Origin of the sequence: Aquitalea aquatica (assembly GCF_013911085.1) — a bacterium.
Taxonomy (GTDB): Bacteria; Pseudomonadota; Gammaproteobacteria; order Burkholderiales; family Chromobacteriaceae; genus Aquitalea; species Aquitalea aquatica.
The window spans coordinates 100,859-121,264 of sequence record NZ_JACERN010000026.1; the positions used below are offsets into that span (position 1 = coordinate 100,859).

At 60.6% G+C, this 20,406-nt stretch carries 19 protein-coding genes; 6 read left to right on the forward strand and 13 right to left on the reverse strand.

Features of this window, described 5'->3' with window-relative positions; all coding sequences use genetic code 11:
* Positions 1-112 precede the first annotated feature (112 nt).
* Both H2Z84_RS10030 and speA read left to right on the forward strand, forming a co-directional pair.
* Positions 113-1,402, forward strand: a complete 1,290-nt coding sequence (locus H2Z84_RS10030) for an NAD(P)/FAD-dependent oxidoreductase (protein WP_181835876.1) — start codon at positions 113-115, stop codon at positions 1,400-1,402.
* A 408-nt stretch (positions 1,403-1,810) separates the two neighbouring features.
* Positions 1,811-3,691 carry an arginine decarboxylase gene (gene speA, locus H2Z84_RS10035; protein WP_103525097.1) on the forward strand — a complete coding sequence of 627 codons (1,881 nt, stop codon included), beginning with the start codon at positions 1,811-1,813 and terminating at the stop codon, positions 3,689-3,691.
* Between the two features lie 71 nt (positions 3,692-3,762).
* On the opposite strand, the gene H2Z84_RS10040 is transcribed toward speA, so the two are convergent.
* Together H2Z84_RS10040 and H2Z84_RS10045 are read right to left on the reverse strand one after the other, a co-directional pair.
* Complete coding sequence (locus tag H2Z84_RS10040; RefSeq protein WP_181835877.1) at positions 3,763-5,097, reverse strand: APC family permease; 1,335 nt, start codon at positions 5,095-5,097, stop codon at positions 3,763-3,765.
* A 130-nt stretch (positions 5,098-5,227) separates the two neighbouring features.
* Positions 5,228-6,043 carry a carbon-nitrogen hydrolase family protein gene (locus tag H2Z84_RS10045; protein WP_181835878.1) on the reverse strand — a complete coding sequence of 272 codons (816 nt, stop codon included), beginning with the start codon at positions 6,041-6,043 and terminating at the stop codon, positions 5,228-5,230.
* A gap of 180 nt (positions 6,044-6,223) precedes the next feature.
* On the opposite strand from H2Z84_RS10045, the gene H2Z84_RS10050 reads away from it, so the two are divergent.
* The gene (locus tag H2Z84_RS10050) at positions 6,224-7,000 is read left to right on the forward strand and encodes a helix-turn-helix transcriptional regulator (RefSeq protein ID WP_181835879.1); all 777 of its coding nucleotides are present in this window, start codon (positions 6,224-6,226) and stop codon (positions 6,998-7,000) included.
* Positions 7,001-7,042: 42 nt separating this feature from the next.
* Here the strand turns inward: H2Z84_RS10050 and mnmA are convergent, their stop codons facing one another.
* From mnmA to H2Z84_RS10065, 3 genes are read right to left on the reverse strand one after another with little or no spacing between them, the layout of a single operon-like run.
* Positions 7,043-8,119, reverse strand: coding sequence for a tRNA 2-thiouridine(34) synthase MnmA (gene mnmA / locus H2Z84_RS10055; protein ID WP_181835880.1), 1,077 nt, complete (start codon positions 8,117-8,119; stop codon positions 7,043-7,045).
* On the reverse strand, positions 8,116-8,670 hold the full coding sequence (locus H2Z84_RS10060; RefSeq protein WP_181835881.1) for a hypothetical protein: 555 nt from the start codon (positions 8,668-8,670) through the stop codon (positions 8,116-8,118). The genes mnmA and H2Z84_RS10060 overlap by 4 nt, the downstream gene beginning before the upstream one ends.
* 23 nt (positions 8,671-8,693) lie before the next feature.
* Positions 8,694-9,140: an NUDIX hydrolase gene (locus tag H2Z84_RS10065; protein WP_181835882.1), complete on the reverse strand. Its 447-nt coding sequence runs from the start codon at positions 9,138-9,140 to the stop codon at positions 8,694-8,696.
* 81 nt (positions 9,141-9,221) lie between these two features.
* Between H2Z84_RS10065 and H2Z84_RS10070 the strand changes: the two genes are divergently transcribed.
* The gene (locus tag H2Z84_RS10070; RefSeq protein ID WP_181835883.1) at positions 9,222-9,422 is read left to right on the forward strand and encodes a (2Fe-2S)-binding protein; all 201 of its coding nucleotides are present in this window, start codon (positions 9,222-9,224) and stop codon (positions 9,420-9,422) included.
* 91 nt (positions 9,423-9,513) lie between these two features.
* Here H2Z84_RS10070 and H2Z84_RS10075 read toward each other — a convergent pair whose 3' ends face one another.
* A complete protein-coding gene (locus tag H2Z84_RS10075) occupies positions 9,514-11,112 on the reverse strand; it encodes a YdgA family protein (protein ID WP_181835884.1) in 1,599 nt (532 codons plus the stop codon).
* A gap of 161 nt (positions 11,113-11,273) precedes the next feature.
* On the opposite strand from H2Z84_RS10075, the gene H2Z84_RS10080 reads away from it, so the two are divergent.
* Positions 11,274-12,431 (forward strand): DesA family fatty acid desaturase, encoded by a 1,158-nt coding sequence (locus H2Z84_RS10080; RefSeq protein WP_258869361.1) that lies wholly within the window; start codon positions 11,274-11,276, stop codon positions 12,429-12,431.
* Positions 12,432-12,495: 64 nt separating this feature from the next.
* Here H2Z84_RS10080 and H2Z84_RS10085 read toward each other — a convergent pair whose 3' ends face one another.
* The 3 genes from H2Z84_RS10085 to H2Z84_RS10095 form a co-directional block, all read right to left on the reverse strand.
* Positions 12,496-13,218: an MgtC/SapB family protein gene (locus tag H2Z84_RS10085; protein ID WP_220272777.1), complete on the reverse strand. Its 723-nt coding sequence runs from the start codon at positions 13,216-13,218 to the stop codon at positions 12,496-12,498.
* Positions 13,219-13,285: 67 nt separating this feature from the next.
* On the reverse strand, positions 13,286-13,888 hold the full coding sequence (locus H2Z84_RS10090) for a hypothetical protein (RefSeq protein ID WP_181835886.1): 603 nt from the start codon (positions 13,886-13,888) through the stop codon (positions 13,286-13,288).
* Positions 13,889-14,190: 302 nt separating this feature from the next.
* Positions 14,191-14,346 carry a hypothetical protein gene (locus H2Z84_RS10095; protein WP_181835887.1) on the reverse strand — a complete coding sequence of 52 codons (156 nt, stop codon included), beginning with the start codon at positions 14,344-14,346 and terminating at the stop codon, positions 14,191-14,193.
* Positions 14,347-14,912: 566 nt separating this feature from the next.
* On the opposite strand from H2Z84_RS10095, the gene H2Z84_RS10100 reads away from it, so the two are divergent.
* Positions 14,913-15,260 carry a RidA family protein gene (locus tag H2Z84_RS10100; RefSeq protein ID WP_103525109.1) on the forward strand — a complete coding sequence of 116 codons (348 nt, stop codon included), beginning with the start codon at positions 14,913-14,915 and terminating at the stop codon, positions 15,258-15,260.
* A 62-nt stretch (positions 15,261-15,322) separates the two neighbouring features.
* Here the strand turns inward: H2Z84_RS10100 and miaA are convergent, their stop codons facing one another.
* The 4 genes from miaA to mutL form a co-directional block, all read right to left on the reverse strand.
* On the reverse strand, positions 15,323-16,300 hold the full coding sequence (gene miaA / locus H2Z84_RS10105; protein WP_181835888.1) for a tRNA (adenosine(37)-N6)-dimethylallyltransferase MiaA: 978 nt from the start codon (positions 16,298-16,300) through the stop codon (positions 15,323-15,325).
* Positions 16,301-16,372: 72 nt separating this feature from the next.
* Positions 16,373-17,800 (reverse strand): exodeoxyribonuclease I, encoded by a 1,428-nt coding sequence (sbcB, locus tag H2Z84_RS10110; protein WP_181835889.1) that lies wholly within the window; start codon positions 17,798-17,800, stop codon positions 16,373-16,375.
* An 81-nt stretch (positions 17,801-17,881) separates the two neighbouring features.
* The gene (locus H2Z84_RS10115) at positions 17,882-18,439 is read right to left on the reverse strand and encodes a thymidine kinase (RefSeq protein WP_103525112.1); all 558 of its coding nucleotides are present in this window, start codon (positions 18,437-18,439) and stop codon (positions 17,882-17,884) included.
* Between the two features lie 24 nt (positions 18,440-18,463).
* Entirely contained in the window at positions 18,464-20,386 is a 1,923-nt protein-coding gene (mutL, locus tag H2Z84_RS10120) for a DNA mismatch repair endonuclease MutL (protein WP_181835890.1), read from the reverse strand.
* Positions 20,387-20,406 lie beyond the last annotated feature (20 nt).

Sequence of the window (20,406 nt, forward strand, 5' to 3'; positions counted from 1 at the left end):
GCGGATAACTCGCAAGAGTGTCCGCTCTTTTTCCGTCTGGCTTAGCCGCAATCTGACCAGCGGTTTTCCGAATTTATCCTGCCCTTATCTTTAGATTGCTCGCGAGGTATTTATGCTCCGCTTTGCCAGACAGCCACACGCACCTTCCTACTATTGCGCCAGTGCCCATGCCTGGCAGGCCTGCCCCGAGCTGCAAGGCGCGGCCAGTTTTGATGTGTGCGTGGTGGGCGGCGGGCTGGCCGGCTTGTCGGCCGCGCTCAATCTGGCCGAGCGTGGCTTGTCGGTGGCCCTGTTGGAGGGCTCGGCTGTGGGCTTTGGGGCTTCTGGCCGCAATGGTGGACAGGTAATTGCTGGCTATGCCTGCGGCATCGACACCCTGCGCGAACAGCTGGGGGCGGAACTGGTGCGGGTAATGTGGGATATGTCGGTGGAGGCCGTCGATATCATCGATGAGCGTGTCCGGCGGCATGATATCGCTTGCGACTGGACACGCGGCTTTTGCAATGCCGCGCTCAAGCCACGCCACATGCAGGAGCTGGCAGACTGGCAGCAGGAAGCCGAGGAAGAATATGGCTATGGCGGTATGGAACTGTGGGACAAGGCAACGCTGGCGCAGCAACTGGGCAGTGAGCGTTACTTGGGGGGGCTGTATGACCCACGCTCCGGGCATCTGCATCCGCTGAATTATGCGCTGGGGCTGGCGCGGGCCGCGCTGGCTGCCGGTGTCAGGATTTACGAGCAGACACCGGTCGTGCGGCTGGAACAGGGTAGCCGCCCCAAAGTGCATGCCGAGCACGGTACCATCAGCTGCGACCACGTGGTGCTGGCTTGCAATGCCTATATTGGCCAGCTGGTGCCGCAGCTGGAGCACAAGATCATGCCGGCAGGGACTTATGTCATTGCCACCGAGCCGCTGGGCCGCGAGCGTGCGGCCAGCCTGATTGCCAACAATATGGCGGTGTGCGATACCAATTTTGTGCTCGACTACTATCGCCTGTCGGCTGATCACCGTTTGTTGTTTGGCGGCAAGGTCAGCTATTCCGGCAAACCGCCGCACGATCTGGCTGCTGCCATGCGCCACGACATGCTGCGGGTGTTTCCGCAGCTGGCCGATGTGAAAGTGGACTATGCCTGGGGCGGTTTCTGCGATATCACCGTCAACCGCGCACCGGACCTGGGCCGGCTGGCTGGCAATATCTACTACATGCAGGGTTTTTCCGGTCACGGGGTGAATGTAACCGGCATCGCTGGCAAGGTGGTGGCCGAGGCCATTGCCGGCACGGCAGGGCGGCTCGATCTGTTTGCCCGGCTGCAGCACCGTGATTTCCCTGGCGGCAAGCTGCTGCGCACCCCGGCGCTGGTGCTGGGCATGGCCTACTACCGCATGCTGGATGCGCTGTAGGCCACTTCCTGACCGCTTGCTGCCGCATATTGCCCGTCTGGCAAGCCTGCGCGGCAGAGTGGTGGATGTTGAAAATCTTGCACAGTGCCGCTGCGGACCGCCTGCCGCGGAAGAATGGAAGATATGCTACCGCTGGCATCGGCCGGCAGCACATCTGCCATTTATCGGCGGCCGGAAAAGGCTGCCATGTCATGTGATTTGTCCAAAAAAATGGACGTCAGGCCACGTCATCAAACTTTTACTTGTCAAGCTGCGTGATGTTGTTAAAATCCGCGCTCGTTTTGCAATGCAAAACACTGACAATCAATTGTTTCGCTCCGACATCCCAGGCCCACATAAAAGCTTTGTAGCCCGAAAGCCGCGCACTAAGGAGCGGGGTTATCCATCGAATCATTGAGGGAAAATCTCATGGCTTGGACTGTGGCTGATAGCCGGAGCCTGTATGGCATCCGGCATTGGGGGGCGGGTTATTTTGACGTGGGCGACAATGGCTGCATTCAGGTGCAACCCAATGTGCGCCACGACACGCGTATCGATTTGCACGAATTAAGCCGCCAGCTGGGCGCCAAGGGACTGGACCTGCCGCTGCTGGTGCGCTTCCCCGACATCCTGCAGGACCGCGTGACACGCCTGTGCCGCGCTTTCGATACGGCGATTGCCGCGCAGAATTATGGCAACCGCTACACCGCCATCTATCCGATCAAGGTCAACCAGCAAGAAGCGGTGGTGAAGAGCATCATCGCCACGCGCGAGGTGTCCATTGGTCTGGAGGCCGGCTCCAAGCCGGAACTGATGGCCGTGCTGGCGCTGGCGCCAAAAGGCGGCACCATCATCTGCAATGGCTACAAGGACCGCGAGTTCGTGCGGCTGGCGCTGATTGGCCAGAAGCTGGGCCATCAGGTGTTCATCGTCATCGAAAAAGAATCCGAAGTTGACCTGGCGATTGAAGAAAGCAAGAAGCTGGGTGTACGCCCGATGCTGGGTATGCGCGTGCGCCTGTCCTCGCTGGCCAGCAGCAAGTGGGCAGATACCGGCGGTGACAAGGGCAAGTTCGGCCTGTCCGCTGCCCAGCTGATTTCTGCTGCCGACAAGCTGGCTGCTGCCGGCATGTCCGACTGCGTGCGGCTGATGCACTTCCACATGGGTTCGCAAATCGCCAATATCGGCGACTACCGTGCCGGTTTCCGCGAAGCGGTGCGCTACTTTGCCGAGCTGCGTGCGCTAGGCCTGCCCATTGATCACGTCGATGTCGGCGGTGGCCTGGGTGTGGACTACGACGGCACCCATTCGCGCAATGCCAGCTCCATCAACTACGACATGGACGAATACGCCCAAGTCATCGTGTCGATGCTGGCTGAGTTCTGCGACGAAAACGGCATTCCGCATCCGCGCATCCTGTCCGAATCCGGCCGCGCCATGACTGCTCACCACGCGGTGCTGATCATGAACGTGACCGATGTGGAACGCCTGCCGGAAAGCGTGCCGGAAGTGGCCGACCTGTCGGTACTGGCCAAGCCGGTGCGTAAGCTGTTCGAGCTGATGGAGCTGACCGACGAAGAAATGGTGACGGAAATCTATTACCGTGCCAGCCATTACGCCTCCGACGTGTCCGACCTGTACTCCGCTGGCCGTATTTCGCTCAAGGAAAAGGCCATGGCCGAAGACGTGCACGCCACCCTGTGCCGTCGTCTGCATCGCCAGCTGCAAGCCAGCCAGCGTTCGCAGCGCCAGGTTTACGACGAACTGACCGACAAGCTGGCCGACAAGTATTTCTGCAATTTCTCGGTATTCCAGAGCCTGCCGGATACCTGGGCCATCGACCAGATCCTGCCCATCATGCCGGTACACCGGCTGGACGAGCAGCCTACCCGCCGCGCGGTGCTGCAGGATTTGACCTGCGATTCGGATGGCAAGGTGAAGCAGTATGTCGACCAGCAAAGCATTGAATCCAGCATGTCGGTGCATGATGTGGAGCCGGGCAAGGAATACCTGATCGCGGTATTCATGGTGGGTGCCTACCAGGAAATCCTGGGCGACATGCACAATCTGTTCGGTGATACCGACTCGGTCAACGTCTATGTGCGCGACAACGGCCAGCTGGAATTTGCCGGTGTCGAGGAGCATGACACCATCGAAGACATGCTGCGCTATGTGCACCTGTCGCCGGAGGAAATCCTCAATCGCTACGAAGAAAAAGCCCGTGCGGCCGACCTGTCCAGCGATGAGCGTAATGTGTTCTTTGCCGAGTTCTGCCGTGGTCTGAAGCAGTCGTCCTATCTGTCGGTGTAAGCCGCGCAGGTCTGGTGCAAAAGAAAAAGCCCTGAGAAATCAGGGCTTTTTTGCTTGTGTTGCTCAGAGACTCAGCCTTCAGCCTCGACAAAATCCAGTTCCGGCGGCTCGCGGCGAAAGAAACCGGTGAGCTTGGCCAGATAGGCAATCCCCAGCGCCAGCCAGATCAGCCCCAGCATGATGGCGCGGCTATCCAGGCTGACCAGCAGCCACAGGTCGGCCAGCATGCCAATCAGCGGAAACAGCAGGAACAGGAAGAAGTCGCGCGGCGCACGGCGGCGCTGGCGCACGTAGTAGTGGGCAATCACCGACAAGTTAACGAAGCTGAACGCCAGGAAAGCACCAAAGTTGATGAAGGAGGTGGAGGTGGTGACATCCAGCTTCAGCGCCAGCAAGGCCACCACGCCGCAAATCACCAGATTGTTGACCGGGGTGCGAAAGCGCGCATGCAGTTTGCCGAAGATGGACGGCGGTAGCACCGCGTCGCGGCCCATGGCGTACAGCAGGCGCGAGGCGCTGGCCTGCGCCGACAGGCCGGAAGCAAACTGGCCGACGATCAGGCCAATCAGGAAGATGCTGGCAAACAGGTCGCCGCCGATATTCTTGGCAATCTCGAACGCCGCATCATCCACACTCTTGAACTGGCTGGACGGGTGGGCCAGCTGCACAAAGTATGATGTCACCACGAAAATCAGCCCGCCGATGATGGTAATCCACATGATGGCGCGCGGAATGGTATGGCGTGCATCGCGGGTTTCCTCGGTGAGGGTGCTGACCGCATCAAAACCCAGAAAGGAATAACAGGCCACGGCGGCACCAGCCATGATCATCGGCAGCTTCATGTCGCCACGGAAGAAGGGTGCCAGATTCCACAAGGGTTTGCTGGCATCGCCCGCCACATAGTGGATGCTCAGCGCGACAAAGGCCAGCAGCACCAGGAACTGCAGCAGCATCATCAGGTAATTGACGGTATTGGCCATCTTCAGGCCGATGATGTTGATCAGCGTGGTGAACACGATGAAGGCAATCACCCACACCGCCATCGGAATGCTTGGGAAGGCTGAAGCGAGGTAGGCCGCACCGATCAGCCAGATGGCCATCGGTAAAAACAGATAATCCAGCAGCACCGCCCAGCCCACCAGAAAGCCCAGTTTGGCGTGAATGGATTTGCGGGTGTAGGTATAGGCCGAGCCGGCTACCGGAAAGGCCGCTGCCATGCGGCCATAGCTGTAGGCGGTAAACAGCATGGCCACCAGTGCCACCAGATAGGAGGCCGGCACCATGCCATCGGTCATTTGCGCCAGGATGCCAAATGTACCCAGCACGATGATGGGCGTCATGTAGGCCAGGCCAAACAGCACCACGGAGCCTAGCGTCAGCGAGCGCTCCAGTTGTTTCGTTTCCATTGTTTCTCCTTTGTTGCTCATGTTTGTGTTTGTTGTCATGAGCCTGTCTCTTTTGTATGCACTTCACCTTACGACGGGCTGCCGCTCCGGGTGGACGTGGCGCGTCCGGTTGGCGGAGGCTGCCCACTGCCTAGTGTTTGATGCGGAAGCTGCGCTGGCCGTGTTCTCCTGTGCTGATGTCGCCGGCCAGGGTAATGCGCCGGTCGTGCAGATAGCGGTAGTCGCGGCGGCTGGCCTCAAGTTGCTTCAGGTCCAGTGCCACGCGCAGCTGTTGCGGGTCGCGGCCGCAACTGGCCACCAATTGGCCAAAGGGGTTGATCACCGCGCTTTCACCGGCAAATTGCAGGCCGTCGCCGCTGCCGCAGCGGTTGGTCATCACCGCGAACAGCTGGTTTTCCATGGCACGGGCGGTAATCGCCGTGCGATGTACCGGGCCGTAGGGGTCCATATTGCCGTTGGTGACAATCAGCAGGTCCACCTCTTGCTGGGCCAGGGCGCGGGCGGTTTCCGGGAATTCGATGTCGTAACAGATCAGGATGCCCACGCGCAGGCCCTCCCACTCGCAGCTCACCAGTGCATCGCCGGGGGTGAAGATGCCGTGGTCGGAAGCCCACAAATGCGTTTTGCGATAAGCCAGTGCCACGCCCTGCGGGGTGAGCAGCACCGTGGTGTTGTAAAAGCGGCCTTCATGCGACTCGGCAAAACCGATGGCCACGCTGATGTTCTTTTCGCGTGCGGCCTGCTGGATGGTGCTGATGGCCGGGCCGGCTATGGGCTGCGCCAGTGCGGCGATATTGTCAGCGGTGGGAAAGCCGCTGAGAGTGGTTTCCGGGAATACCAGCAGCCGGGTATCCGGCCCGCAGCGGGCGATGGCGTCCAGGGCGCTGGCAGTGTTGGCCGGGATGTCGCCATCCACGCCAGGCAGTTGGGCCAGTTCTACAATCATGCTGTCTCCTTATTTGGCTGTTGTCAGACTACATCGCCGGCACAGTCCTGTTGTTGGCAGGGAGGCTGTTGGAGAGTCTGGAAGCGTGCTAGCTTGAGAGGCTGTCAGCGCAGGGCTCAGTATCGGCTGCTGTTAAGCGTATGAAAATTACATCAAGTGGGTAACCAGATTGGGGTAGTCGTGGCATTGCAATTACAGGATATTGCCTGGCACCGCACGGTGGGGCGCTTGATCGATCAGTTGGACAAGCCGGTATTCTGGCCGGCACTGCTCGGTGTGCTGGCGGATTATGTGGCGTTTGACAGCTGGGTGGTACTGCTGTTTTTTCCCGAGCGGCCACCACTGGTGCTGGCCGAGCAGGCCATGGCTGATGGCGGCGTGGATACCTTGTTCCAGGATTATCTGCAGGGCCTGTACCGGCTGGACCCGTTTTATGTGGCCAGCCTGGAACACCGCCATGCCGGGCTATTGCGGCTGGACGAGGTAGCCCCGGACCGTTTCCCCTTTACCGATTATTACCAACGCTATTTCAGCCTGAACATCGTCGAGGACGAAGTACAGTTCAACCTGCCGCGTGAAGATGGCAGCACACTGTGCCTGTCGCTGGGGGCTGGTCAGCGCTTTTCACCGTCGCAGATGGCGACCTTGAGCCTGCTGCAGCCCTGGGTGATGGCACTGATGCGCCAGCGTCTGCACTTTGAACAAGCCAGTACGGCCAAGCCGCTAGCGGTGACGCATGCCGCCGTACATGGGGGGCTGGAAGGGCAGGGCCTGACCCTGCGCGAGAACGAGGTGGCGCAGCTGATGCTGGGCGGCCATTCCAGCAAGGCGATTGCCCAGCGCCTGCAGATATCGGTGGAAACGGTGCGGGTGCACAAGAAACATCTGTACAGCAAGCTGGGCATCAATTCGCAATCCGAGCTGTTTTCGGTGTTCCTGCGTGCCAGCCGGACATGAAAAAGCCTGCGCGTGGCAGGCTTGGTGTGACAACGGGCTTGCTTACTGGATGATGCCGCCACCCAGACAGATGTCCCCGTCGTACAGCACGGCCGACTGGCCGGGGGTGACCGCCCACTGTTTTTCGCGGAAGGTGAGGGTGGCCTGGCCATCCACCACCGGCGACAGCGAACAGGCGGCGTCGGCCATGCGGTAGCGGTTCTTGGCGGCGTATTCGCCGGCAGCCGGCGTGCCATTCAGCGTCCACGACAGGTCGCTCATCGCCAGCGTGGGCTTGAGCAGCAGCGGGTGGTCGTGGCCCTGTACCACGATCAGCTTATTGCCCGGAATATCCTTGCCGGCAACAAACCACGGCTCGCCATTGCCATCCTTGCTGCCGCCTATGGTCAGGCCCTTGCGCTGGCCCAAGGTGTAGTACATCAGCCCCATGTGCTCGCCCACCACCTTGCCATCCGGCAAGATCATCTGGCCGGGCTGGGTGGGCAGATAGCGCTGCAGGAATTCACGGAAGGGGCGTTCGCCGATAAAGCAGATGCCGGTGGAGTCCTTCTTGGCGGCAGTCGGCAGCCCGGCTTCCTCGGCCAGCTTGCGTACCTCGGTTTTGCGGATGTCGCCCAGCGGAAATATCGACTTGGCCAATTGGTGTTGCTGCAGGCGATACAGGAAGTAGCTCTGGTCCTTGGTGTGGTCCACCGCCTTCATCAGGTAGTGCAGGCCGTCGCGTTCCATCTTGCGTGCATAGTGGCCGGTGGCGATGCAGTCGGCTCCCAGTTCCAGCGCATAGTCCAGAAAGGCCTTGAACTTGATTTCGGCATTGCACAGCACGTCCGGATTGGGGGTGCGGCCAGCCGAGTATTCCTTGAGGAAGTACGAGAACACGCGGTCCTTGTATTCCTTGGCGAAATTGACGATTTCCATGTCGATGCCGACGATGTCGGCCACGCTCATGGCATCCAGCGCATCCTGCTTGATGGAGCAGTATTCGTCGTCGTTGTCGTCTTCCCAGTTCTGCATGAATACGCCGATGACTTCATGGCCTTGTTGCTTCAGCAGCCAGGCGGTTACCGACGAATCCACACCGCCGGACATGCCGACGACAATACGTTTCTTACCCGTCACGGGGAAAATCCTTCTTTCCAGAGAGCCAGGGGCACCACGACCGGTGGTTCCCCGAATGAATTGAACCAGCTATCCACCACCCATTCCTGGCCGGTGTCCTGCTCGATGATGTGGCTGGCAAAATGCTGCGCCACCAGATAGCGGGTGCGGCGTACGATGGCGTCGACCCGGTGAAAATGCAGCCAGCCCTGTGCCGCCAGATAGTGCAGAAAGGCCGAGTCGTTATGGCTGTGGTCTATGCAGTCCATGCGGCCATCGGCATCGTTATCGAAGCGGTCGGCCCCCTTGTCGTGCCACAACGGGCTGTCCTGGGCCGCCAGCAGATACAAGGCCTGCACTGCGTGCTGGATCTGGCTGCGTTCGATGGTGGCGTCATGCAGGTCGTCAAACAGTCCGGCCAGCCAGTCGCGGGCCTCGCTGGAAATTTCCATTTCCAGCTGTTTGGCGCAGCCGTAATCATAACAGAGCTGCAAAGGCTCCGCATGCGCGGCCCCGGTGGTCGTTACCGACAGCATCAGCACGAACAGGAAGCGACAAAGCAGATGGCGCAAGGGTTTCTCCCTTGCCGCCCGTTTCAGGGTTGATGGTGGATGACATCCAGAGCAAAACGTTTACCCAGCCGGTAGTCATCCAGGCAGTGCATGACTACCGGGCTGCGGTGTTGCAATGCACAGGCGGCGATCTCATCGTAAGTAAGCCAGTGCGCGCTGACAATGCCTGTATCGAGTTTTTCTGCCGGATGATGGCGCAGCGCACGCGCGGCAAAGGCAAAGCGCAGCCAGGTAATGTCGCTGTCCGGCTTGTCCACCATGTAGATGCCGACCAGGTGTTGTAATTCCACCTCCCAGCCGGTTTCTTCGCGGGTTTCGCGGATGGCTGCGGCAAACAGGCTTTCGCCATGTTCCAGATGGCCGGCGGGCTGGTTGAAGCGCAGGCCGAATTCGGTTTCTTCTTCCACCATCAGATAGCGGCCCTCATGTTCGACCAGGGTGGCTACTGTGGTATTGGGCTTCCATTGCATGGGATGTCCTTTAATGTAATTGACAATCGTTATTGTTTAAAAATAAGATATCGATAATTATTCTCATTTCAGGTTGCTGCCATGTATGTCTGCTTGTGCAATGCCGTCACCGACAGCCAGATCCGCCGCGCGGTGGAAGAGGGCGCTACCCGCATGTGCGATCTGCGCGCCGAGCTGGGCGTGGCAGCCGATTGCGGCAAATGTGCCTGCTGTGCCAACCAGTTGCGCAAGGAAACCCTGCAGCAGCTGGGGGCCTGCCATCCGGCCCGCGAAGCGGCCTGATGCGGCTTGTTGAAGTACTGGCAGCGCCGGCGCGGCGTTAGCAGCAATGAAAAAGGGGGCCGCAGCCCCCTTTCCCACGTCTGCCGTCCACCTATTTGGCGGCACTGGCTGCCTTGGCCGCAGGGGCTGAGGCGGTCGGCGCCGGGTCTTCCTGCTCTTCCCACGGCAGGTTGACCTTCTTGCTGTTGATGGCCAGGTTGCCACCCTTGTAGTTGAGCTGGGTGGAAATCTGCCCCTTGTCTTCGTTGATGAACTTTTCGTCCTTCCACTGCGCCAGCTGGCTGTCCAGCAGGCTGCGGGCCAGGTCTTCCACTTCACTCATGTTCGGCTGCACTTCGGCACTCTGATCCACCATGAACAGGGTACGCGCCTGGGCTACCACCAGGTTTTCCAGCGTCTTGCGCGGCAGGCTGAGCTTGGCTTCCACTTCAAAGCGCTTGAGGAAGGCAGTGGAGTTGTTCAGGTCTGCTTCTTGCAGGCCATTCAGCCCCAGGCTGCCTTGCAGCGTGGTTTCGCCACTGGGCATCTTCAGGTAGAAGTCGTTGATCACCAGCTTGGGGTTGTTGGTGAGCAACGGAATACCGGTGTGCTTGATGGTGTCGATGTACTGCTTGCGCAATACCGCCGGGTCCACGCCTTCGAACGGAATCTGGCTGATGGCCTGATCCAGCTTCAGCAAGGTGGGGCCGTGCAGGTGATTGGCCGACACATCCAGCCGCAACGGGCCATAGCGCTGGTCGTTGTAGTTGAATTCGGCAAAATCCAGCTTGCCACGGGTATTGATGAATTCATCCTGTTCGCTGCTGACGATCTGGTAGCGGAAGTTCTTCAGCGACACCGCCGACGGCTTGAATTCGCCGGACGGGTTGATGAATTCGCCCACGCGCATGCGCGTCATCAGGTAGACCAGTTCGTTCAGCTTGATGCTGTAGGGAACGCTGTCCTTCCAGTTGAGCTGCACATTGCCCACGGTCAGTTCGCTGGTGCCCAGCTTGATGCCGGTAGTTCCAGGGCGGATGTCCGACACATAGCGCACACCATCAAACGCCACACTGCCCTTGCTGGAGGCTTCCAGCAGGAAGCCCGGCGAATTGGCTTCGGTCTTGTATTCCTTGTAGCCGGAGGCGTAGTCCAGCTTCAGGTCAAAGCCTTTCCATTTCATCTTGACGCCGGACAGGGCTTCTTCGTAATCGAAGGACGGAATGTTGACATTCAGCTCGCCGCCGCCACCAAAGCCCAGCCGGTTGGTGACGGTAATCGGGTCCTTGTCGCCAAAAAAGGTCTTGAGCGTCTTGCGGGTGGCATCGCTCATGGCAAATTCCGTGGTGACCAGCGCGCGTGCAGGACGGAAGTCCAGGCTGGACAGGCCGGGGAAGGGGCCATGCTTGATGTGGTGGGTGAACTTGATGGTGGAGTTCAGCAGCGGCTTGAAGTTGTCAGGCAGCATGTTTTCATACGGCCCGGACAGGCGGCGGTTGAACTCCAGCTCGGTGGTTTCGGTGGAGGAGAACCAGCCACGGTCATAGCTGTGGGATTTCACCTTGAACAGCGGCAGGCTGGCCAGCATCTTGTGCTGTTCCTCCAGCGTGTCCTCGGCTTTCATGCCAGCCCAGAAGGCGGCGGCCCCATTGAACACCAACAGGCCACCCAGAGTGGCTCCCGCAATAATCAGACGTCGTTTTGGCAACACAAGCGTTTTTCTGAAGGGTGTGTGGAATAAGGCCCTATGGTACACCAAGCGCGCCACAAGTCGAACCGTAGAAAACAGTCTGACACTGTCGGATCAATTGGTTAAAATGGAGGATTGTCCAAATTACAAGGTTGCCGGCCCTCATGCATTGGCTTAACGGTTTGCTTGATCTCCCGTGGTGGGGATATATCGTTGCTGCACTGATCCTGACGCATATCACCATTGTGTCGGTCACCATCTTCCTGCATCGCCATCAGGCGCACCGCGCGCTGGACCTGCATCCGCTTGCCAGCCACTTTTTCCGTTTCTGGCTGTGGCTGACCACCGGCATGGTCACCAAGCAGTGGGCGGCCATTCACCGCAAACACCATGCCAAGTGCGAAACGGCAGAAGACCCGCACAGCCCGCAGATTCTCGGCATCAAGAAAGTGCTGTGGGAAGGGGTGGAGCTGTACCGCGCCGCCTGCAAGGACCAGTCCATCATGGACAAGTTTGGCCATGGCACCCCGGACGACTGGCTGGAGAACAAGCTGTATGCGCCGCATTTCGGCAAGGGCATCATCTTGATGCTGGCCATCGACCTGTTGCTGTTCGGGCCAGCTGGTCTGTCGATCTGGGCGGTGCAGATGCTGTGGATTCCGTTCTGGGCTGCTGGTGTCATCAATGGCCTGGGTCACTGGTGGGGTTATCGCAACTTCGAAAACGAAGATGCCTCTACCAACCTGATTCCCTGGGGCATCATCGTGGGCGGTGAAGAGCTGCACAACAACCACCACACTTTTGGCACCTCGGCCAAGCTGTCTTACAAGTGGTACGAGTTTGACATCGGCTGGATGTATATCCGCCTGCTGGAAATCTGCCATCTGGCCAAGGTGCGCCGCGTGGCACCGCGCCTGGCACAGGATGCCAGCCGGACGCAGCTGGATCTGGAACACCTGCAGGCTATCATCTCCAACCGCTACGCCATTGCCTCGCGTTATGCCCGTGAGCTGAAAGAGGTGTATCGCAGCGAGCTGGAAAAGATCAGCCTGCCGGACATGGATGATATGGCGCGCAAGATGAAGGTATGGCTGAAACAGGATGCCAAGGACACGCCGTCTTGCGACAAGGCGCAGCTGGCTGTGGTGCTGCAACATAGCGAAACCCTGCATACCGTCTACACCATGCGTCAGGAGCTGTGCCGCTTGTGGGAGCGTTCCTCGCTGAGCCGCGAGCAGTTGCTGCATGAGCTGCAGGATTGGTGCCAGCGCGCCGAGCAGTCCGGCATTGCCGCACTGGAGCGTTTTGCCCAGAGCCTGCGCATGACCGCAGTAGCTTAAACAGCAGCTTTGCCGCACACAGAAAATCCCGCCATTGGCGGGATTTTTCATGGGCAGGCCAGTATTACTCGGTAATGCTCTGGTTCCAGTAGGCCTGCTTGATATAGGGTTTGGCCGTCAACTGCGCAGCAATCTGTTCCAGCACTGCCGAATCGGCCGATGTCGACAGCAGGGTGGCGGTGATTTCCACATCATCATCGCCAAACGGTTCGACATTCATATCGCCCAGCGGGTACTGCGCCTGCTCCAGCAACTGGTCAATCAGGGTGAAGGCCAGCTTCTGCTGCTCATCTTCGCTGATCACGCATAGCTGGTAGGTGACTTCGCTGTGCTCATCGTCGAGCGGGGTGCGGTTGATGGAGTTCACCACCGGTCGCAGCAGGGTGTTGGCCGCCAGTACGAAAATGGCGTCCAGCAGGGCCGCATCCAGCAGCCCGGCGCCGGCACAGGCACCGGCCGCGGCCGAACCCCACAAGGTGGCGGCGGTATTCAGGCCACGGACATTCAGCCCTTCTTTCATGATGGTGCCGGCGCCCAGAAAACCCACACCGGATACGACATAGGCCACCACGTGGGTGGCACCTTCATTGCCGCCCAGCCGCATGGCCAGATCAACAAAAGCAGCCGCGCCCACGGCAACCAGCGCATTGGTGCGCAGGCCGGCGGTACGCTGGCGTACCTGGCGCTCGTAGCCAATGGCCGAGCCGAGTACAAAAGCCGTTACCAGCGCAATAAAGGAATGGGTGAAAGTGGCAAAGTCGAAATGCATGGTGATTCCCGTATGCATGATGTGTGATGGGGAGTTGTAAGGTCTGGCTGTTGCCGTGTGATGAAGCAGCCAGACCGTTGCCTGGCTACAGCAGTCCCAGTAACAGCTTGCAGGCTACCAGCAGCAGCACCAGGCGCAGATAGCCTCTTAGCCAGCGCAGCCAGGCTGGGTGGTGTTTGGGTGCTTGCCGGGCAGAGGCCGCTACAGGCTGGCGCAGCTGGACATGGGTGGAGCGCAGATTGGACAGAATAGCGATGATCAGGCTGCCGATGCTGACGCTGATCAGCATGCTGCCAACATGGCTGCCCGCCATGTCCGGAAACAGCATGGTGTAGGACAGAATGAAGCTCAGTAGCAGCAGTGCTGTCATGACAAGGGCAGACATGAAGCTGGCGAGCCGGCCATGCTGCCGTGTTAGCTCGCTGTTGCCACTAAATAGCAGGAGCAGAAAGACCAGCGCGCTGGGCAGCAATACGTCTGCCTGGCTGCGCAGGGTATGGCTAAGCTGGCCTGGCGGCAGGTCGGCCAGTAGCAGTAGGGCGGTGGCCTGCAGGATGAACGGCAGGTCCAGTTGCGGCGGCAGCTGCCGCAGCCAGGCTTGGCAACGGTGGTACAGGCCAGCTGCGGTGGCTGGCATGGTGCTGCAGCGTACGCTCGCTACGGCTACCGAATTGGTGTGTTTGGTCATGCATGACTCCCTGAATCGGATTAATACAAGGGCGGGGCCACAGGCACGGGCATAGCTGGCGGGCGCGACGGAAGCTATAGAGTCAAGCTGTGGTGTCGGGCGCGGGCAAGGCTGCTGTGTGCAAGGATGTGCTGGCGCAAATGGCCGGGGCGAACGGGGAGGTCAGGCAGGAAGGCGTGGGTGCTGCGCGGAGTCAATGCCGATAGGCCATCCTCTCCGTATTGCTTGCCATTGTCTTGTCTGCGCTGACCGCCAGGCTGGGGTAGGGGTCCATGTGGTTTCCTTTGCTAGATGGTTTATGTTCAGTGGCGGCGGGTGCGTGGCAATTTCTGCCGGGCGGTGCGCCATGCCTGTACCAGATATTCCCGGATACTGAGCTCGCGATAGGGCAGCAGGTAGTGGTCCGGTAGTTCGCGTGACTGGTTTGGCTGGTGGGCCAGCAGCATAGCGTAGTGCATGGTCGGTCTCCTTGGTCGGCGGCGGCTGGCAGAGTGCGGCAGCTTGCTGCGCTCTGGCCTTGGCCAGTATGAAAAACGGCTTCATCGGCAGACAGGGACGTGGATCACGGTCAGATGGCATGGCGACGCCCGGCTTTGCAGGGCTGGCAAGCAGCGGGCAGGGTCGGCAGGACAAGGCTGCCGCAATAGGCGGAATCGTGGCGACAGGCCATGACTCGGCAGCATGCTGGCAGCGTCAGTAACTGGAGTGTGCAGGGTGCTCGAACAGGTGAAACTGGGAGCGCACCATCTTGACCGGGCAAGACGGCGGCGTAGGGGTACGGCGCGGGTCTTACCGGGTCAACTGAAAACAGTACTGTGGATGACTGTGGCAGTCCAAGGCAGTAAACCCGAAAAAATGAAGATGGGCGGATTCTAGCCCCGTGTTTTTGCCGCTGTCAATGTTATGGTTTTGCTCTTGGACCCAGCGCAAGGTGTGCTTGCGCTGGTGGAGATGGGCTGTGCGTATGGCCGATTGGCGGTAAAATCGCGCTTTTACCCACCATCCGCAGCAAGAGGGAAGCAGCATGAGCATCTATCGTCACAAGCAGGGCGCACGTCTGGCCGAGGCGGCCGTTTGCAATGGCATGATTTTCCTGGCGGGGCAAGTGCCGGAAAACACCGAGGCCGATGCCCAGGCGCAGACCGCCAATGTGCTGGCCCAGATCGACAGCCTGTTGGCCGAGCTGGGTTCGGACAAGAGCAAGATTCTGGATGTGACCATTTTCCTGGCCAGCCTGGCTGACTACGACGCCATGAACGCCGCCTGGGATGCCTGGGTGCCGGCGGGCAATGTGCCGGCGCGTGCCACGGTGGAGGCCAAGCTGGCGAACCCGGCGTGGAAAGTGGAAATCAAACTGGTGGCTGCCAGCTGATTCTGTCCACTGGCTCAAAAAAACCCGCTACGGCGGGTTTTTTCTTGTGGGTCGCTGCTTGCTCAAAAGCTGCCCTGATAAGGCAGGCGGTCTGCCGGCGGCTTGCCGGCCATGAAATCATGACAGGCCTGCAGCACGCAGTCGTTGAGGTCGGCACGCTGGGCGCTGACCGGAATCACCGGCAGGCTGCGCATCCAGGTGAGCTGGCGTTTGCACAGCTGGCGGGTGGCGGCGATGCCGCGTTCGATGAACTCGGCCTCACTGCACAGCCCATCCAGGTAGTCCCAGGCCTGGCGATAGCCGACGCAGCGCATCGAGGGCAGGTCGGGCGTGAGTGCCGGGTAGTCCCGGCGCAGACGGCGTACTTCACCTAGAAAATCCTGCTGCAGCATCAAGTCGAAGCGCTGAGCAATGCGCTGGTGCAGCCAGCTGCGCTCCTCCGGCACCAGTGCCAGCGGCAAGCAGTTAAAGTCGGCCGCGGCTTCCTTGCCCCGGGCAATCAGGCTGGACATGGTCTGGCCGCTGAGCAGGCAGATTTCCAGTGCGCGGTGAATGCGCTGCGCATCGTTGGGATTGAGGCGGGCGGCGGTGTCCGGGTCCAGCGTGGCCAGCCGGGCATGCATGGCTGGCCAGCCAATGCGGCTGGCTTCGGCATCCAGTTGGGCGCGCAGCGCGGCGTCGGCTTGCGGCAGATCGGACAAGCCTTCCAGCAAGGCCTTGTAATACAGCATGGTGCCGCCCACCAACAGCGGCATATTGCCACGGCCGCGGATTTCACCGATCAGCCGGTTGGCATCGGCATGAAACTGGGCGGCGGAATAAGTCTCCAGCGGGCTGATGATGTCGATCAGGTGGTGCGGGCAGGCGGCCATTTCCTCAGCGCTGGGTTTGGCGCTGCCGATGTCCATGCCGCGATACACCAGGGCCGAATCCACGCTGATGATTTCCACTGGGAAATGGCGGGCCAGCTCCAGCGCAAGGCCGGTCTTGCCGGAGGCGGTGGGGCCCATCAACAGGATGGCATCAGGTGTCTGTGACATGGCGTGGTCTTGAGTGCTGGCAGGGTCCGGGGCGGGATTGTCGCATAGGCAGGGTCGTCCCGGAACCGCTTTTTAGTTGCCCGGTGCCAGCAGGCTGGCGGCGTAGCTGTCCAGTTGCTGCAGGATGGCCTGCTGGGCTGGCGTCAGTTCGCGCTCGCGCACGGCTGCCATTTCCTGCTGGAACTGCGCCAGACTGCGGCCACCCAGCCCTTCATCCAGCTTGTGCCGGCACCATTGCTGCCAGCGCTGGCTTTCCTCGCCCGACAGGCTGCCAGGGAAGTTGCGTGCCCGGTAGCGGAACAGCAGCTCGCCCAACTGGGCATCTTCAAAAAAGGCCATTTCGCTGGTGAGCTGGGCGGCAGATTTCAGCCGCAGCTTGTTCAGCACCTTGCGGTCGTTATTGCTGACAAAGCCGCCATACAGGTTTTCGTCCACATCACGCGCCTCGCCGGTTTCGCGGCGGTAGACCTGGCGCCAGATGGGCGTGAGGTCGGGCAGGGTGGCGGCGCTGGCGGCATGGGTCTCGATCACTGCCATGTCCATGCCCCAGTGGCGGGCGCGATCCTCGCCCAGAACCTTGAGATTGGCCACGACAAAGGGGGACTTGTTGATGTGGATGGTTTTGAGCGGCAGCCGTGTCATGCCTTCCGGCAGATCTTCCGTGCGGGTATAGATGCGCTGGCGGATGCTGTCGGCGCTCATGCCGCGCAGCATGGCCGGATCAAATGCCAGGTCCCACACGATGACCTCATTGCCGTTGGTCGGGTGCTGGGCCAGCGGCCAGACCATGGCCATATTGCCGCGCTCTACGCCATACATGCCGGACACATGCAGCAGCGGGCGCGGCTGGTGCAGGTTCAGCTGCGCCTTGACCGCGTCTTTCTTGCGCAGGGTGAGGTAGTAGTCGAACAGCTTGGGCTGCTTTTGCTTGATCAGCCGCGCCAGCGCAATGGTGGCGCGCACATCGGATAGCGCGTCGTGCGCGGCTTCGTGTGCCAGACCGTTGGCGGCGGACAGGTGTTCCAGCTTGAAGCTGGGGCGGCCATCTTCGTGCTGAGGCCATTCAATACCTTCCGGGCGCAGGGCATAGGTGGCACGCACCAGATCGAGAATGTCCCAGCGGCCACACTGGTTTTGCCATTCACGCGCATAGGGGTCGATCAGGTTGCGCCAGAACAGAAAGCGGCTGACCTCGTCATCAAAGCGCAGCGAGTTGTAACCCACGCCGATGGTGCCGGGGGCGGCCAGCTCGCGTTCGATCACTCCGGCGAATTCGTGCTCGGCCACACCATGAGCCAGACAGTGCTGCGGGGTGATGCCGGTGAGCAGGCAGGCCTCGGGCGCGGGCAGGTAATCGGGGGCCGGCTGGCAGTACAGCATCACCGGTTCGCCGATTTCGTTCAGCTCGGCATCGGTACGTATCCCGGCAAACTGCGAAGGGCGATCCTGGCGCGGCACGGCGCCAAAGGTTTCATAGTCGTGCCAGAAAAAAGTATGCATGGAGGCTGTCACTTGGTGGGTGGCCGGGTCTTGAGTGTGGCAGCGATGTGCGCACGGGCCAAGGCGCGGCGGTGGGCGGCTTCAGTCTGCCTGATGAAAACAGCGGCCGCAGACGGCGCGATAGCGCGCTTCGCCGCCAATCTCCACTTGCGGGCCCTCTACCACCCGGCTGCCATCGGCAGCGATGCGGATATGCATGGTGGCTTTTTTGCCGCAGGTGCAGATGGTCTTGATTTCTTCAATCTCCTCGGCCCGGGTCAGCAGCCAGGTGGAGCCGGGGAAGGGGTGGCCCTGAAAGTCCACCCGCAGGCCAAAGCAGATCACCGGGATATTGCGGGTGTGGGCCAGCCGGTGCAGCTGGCATACCTGCTGTGGGCTGAGAAATTGCGCTTCGTCCAGCAGGATGCAACTGATGCCGGCCAGGTCTACGCTGAGGAAATCGGTATCACCGGCAAAGGTGTGAGCCTGGCGCTGGATGCCCAGCCGCGAGGAAATCATGCCCACGCCAAAGCGGTCGTCGATGGCGGCGGTATATAGCGCCACCTGCTTGCCCATGCTCTCGTAATTATTGGCGATTTGCAGCAGCTGGGTGCTCTTGCCGCTGTTCATGGCGGCGTAGCGGAAAAACAGTTTGGCCATACGTCTGTTTCAGATAAAAGTGGTTCAGCGCCCGCGCATGAACAGATTGTCGAGGTCTTTCATGCCCAGTCGCGACCAGGTGGGGCGGCCGTGATTGCACTGGTTGGAGCGTTCGGTGTTTTCCATGTCACGCAGCAGGGCATTCATTTCAGTCAGCGTCAGCTGGCGGTTGGCACGTACCGCGCCGTGGCAGGCCATGGTGGCCAGCAGTTCGTTGCGGCGTTCGGTCAGCACCTGGCTGAGGCCGAATTCACGCACGTCTTTCAGCACGGCGCGAGCCAGGTCCACCGGATTGCCATCCTGCAGCCAGACCGGCACACCGCGTACGGCAATCTGGGTGGGGGAGAGTGGAGCCAGCTCCACGCCCAGCTGTTTCATCTGCTCTCCATGCTCGTGCACAGTGGCCACTTCCATGCGGTCGGCGGCAAAGGATACCGGCAGCAGCAAGGGTTGCATGGGGATGGTGTCGGCTTCCAGCGCGGTTTTCAGCCGTTCGTAGACAATGCGCTCGTGCGCGGCATGCATGTCGACCACGATCAGCCCGTCTTCGCACTGGCTCAGGATATAGACCCCGTGCAACTGGGCCAGGGCAAAGCCCAGCGGCGGAATGCCCTCGCTAGCCTGTGGCAATGCCTGCAACTGGGCCGGCGACAGCATGGCTGGCAGCTGGTCGAGCACCGGCGTATTGGCGGGCAGTGCATTGCGGCTTTCTTCTTCGCGCAGGCCGGAGAACATCTTGTCGTAAGTGCCGATGGCCTCGCGCGCTACATGCAGCGGGATACTCTGCTGCTGATAGCTGAAGGGCCGCACCGGCGTATGGCCGCTGGCACTGCTGCCGGACGTTGCGGCCGACAGCGGGGCGCGTGGCGGAAACAGGGCGGCTTGCGGCGCGGCGGCGTTGCTGGCTGGCGCGTTCTGATTGATCTCACCCTGGGCTGGTACCGGGGCGCTGCTGCCGGCGGTAGTGGCGGCGAGTGCCTTGTTGATGCTGTGGAACAGAAACTGGTGGATGGCCTGGCTTTCGCGAAAGCGCACCTCAATCTTGGTGGGGTGCACATTCACATCCACCCCGGCCGGGTCCATCGACAGGAATAGTGCATACACCGGGTGGCGGTCGTGATGCAGCACATCGCGATAGGCCTGGCGCAGCGCGTGCTGGGCGGTTTTATCACGCACGAAGCGGCCATTGACATAGAAATACTGGGCGTCGCGACTGGCCTTTGAATAGGTGGGCGAGCCAACAAAGCCGCTCAGCGTCATGCTGCCGGCGGAGGTTTCCACCGCAATGGCTTCGCTGATGAAATCCTTACCCAGCAAGGCAGCAACGCGGTCGGCCAGGTCTTGCGCCGGCAAGCGCCAGATCACCTTGCCATTGTGGCGTAGTAAAAATTCGACCTGCGGGTGCGCCAGGGCAATGCGTTCGAAAGTGGCTTCGCAGTGGGCGTATTCGGTGTTTTCGCTCTTGAGGAATTTGCGCCGCGCCGGGGTGTTGAAGTACAGGTCCACCACTTCGACGCTGGTGCCCGTCGCATGGGCTGCTGGCTCCACCGGGTGCAGCTGGCCATCGATGGCGATGATCTGGTAGGCGTGGCTACTGTCGGCCGGGCGGCTGGTCAGGGTCAGCCGCGATACCGAGGCCACGCTGGCCAGCCCTTCACCACGAAAGCCCAGGGTCCCCACCTGTTCCAGGTCGTCCAGCGAAGCGATCTTGCTGGTGGCGTGGCGGTCCAGTGCCAGGGGCAGATCATCTGCAGTAATGCCGCTGCCGTTGTCGGTGACGCGAATCAGCTTGATGCCGCCCTGCGCCAGATCAACGGTGATCTTGCTGGCGCCAGAGTCCAGGCTGTTTTCCAGCATTTCCTTGAGGGCAGAGGCGGGGCGTTCCACCACTTCGCCAGCAGCGATCTGGTTGACGAGGTGATCTGGGAGCTTGTGAATGCGTTTCATATGCAGGCCATGATAGTGCC

What these genes read in the sequence shown, in the direction of transcription:
- H2Z84_RS10030 (WP_181835876.1), top strand. Translation starts at nt 113, where the DNA reads ATGCTCCGCTTTGCCAGACAGCCACACGCACCTTCCTACTATTGCGCC.
- speA (WP_103525097.1), top strand. Translation starts at nt 1,811, where the DNA reads ATGGCTTGGACTGTGGCTGATAGCCGGAGCCTGTATGGCATCCGGCAT.
- H2Z84_RS10040 (WP_181835877.1), bottom strand. Translation starts at nt 5,097, where the DNA reads ATGGAAACGAAACAACTGGAGCGCTCGCTGACGCTAGGCTCCGTGGTG.
- H2Z84_RS10045 (WP_181835878.1), bottom strand. Translation starts at nt 6,043, where the DNA reads ATGATTGTAGAACTGGCCCAACTGCCTGGCGTGGATGGCGACATCCCG.
- H2Z84_RS10065 (WP_181835882.1), bottom strand. Translation starts at nt 9,140, where the DNA reads ATGCAATGGAAGCCCAATACCACAGTAGCCACCCTGGTCGAACATGAG.
- H2Z84_RS10070 (WP_181835883.1), top strand. Translation starts at nt 9,222, where the DNA reads ATGTATGTCTGCTTGTGCAATGCCGTCACCGACAGCCAGATCCGCCGC.
- H2Z84_RS10085 (WP_220272777.1), bottom strand. Translation starts at nt 13,218, where the DNA reads ATGCATACGGGAATCACCATGCATTTCGACTTTGCCACTTTCACCCAT.
- H2Z84_RS10090 (WP_181835886.1), bottom strand. Translation starts at nt 13,888, where the DNA reads ATGACCAAACACACCAATTCGGTAGCCGTAGCGAGCGTACGCTGCAGC.
- H2Z84_RS10095 (WP_181835887.1), bottom strand. Translation starts at nt 14,346, where the DNA reads ATGCACTACGCTATGCTGCTGGCCCACCAGCCAAACCAGTCACGCGAA.
- H2Z84_RS10100 (WP_103525109.1), top strand. Translation starts at nt 14,913, where the DNA reads ATGAGCATCTATCGTCACAAGCAGGGCGCACGTCTGGCCGAGGCGGCC.
- miaA (WP_181835888.1), bottom strand. Translation starts at nt 16,300, where the DNA reads ATGTCACAGACACCTGATGCCATCCTGTTGATGGGCCCCACCGCCTCC.
- sbcB (WP_181835889.1), bottom strand. Translation starts at nt 17,800, where the DNA reads ATGCATACTTTTTTCTGGCACGACTATGAAACCTTTGGCGCCGTGCCG.
- H2Z84_RS10115 (WP_103525112.1), bottom strand. Translation starts at nt 18,439, where the DNA reads ATGGCCAAACTGTTTTTCCGCTACGCCGCCATGAACAGCGGCAAGAGC.
- mutL (WP_181835890.1), bottom strand. Translation starts at nt 20,386, where the DNA reads ATGAAACGCATTCACAAGCTCCCAGATCACCTCGTCAACCAGATCGCT.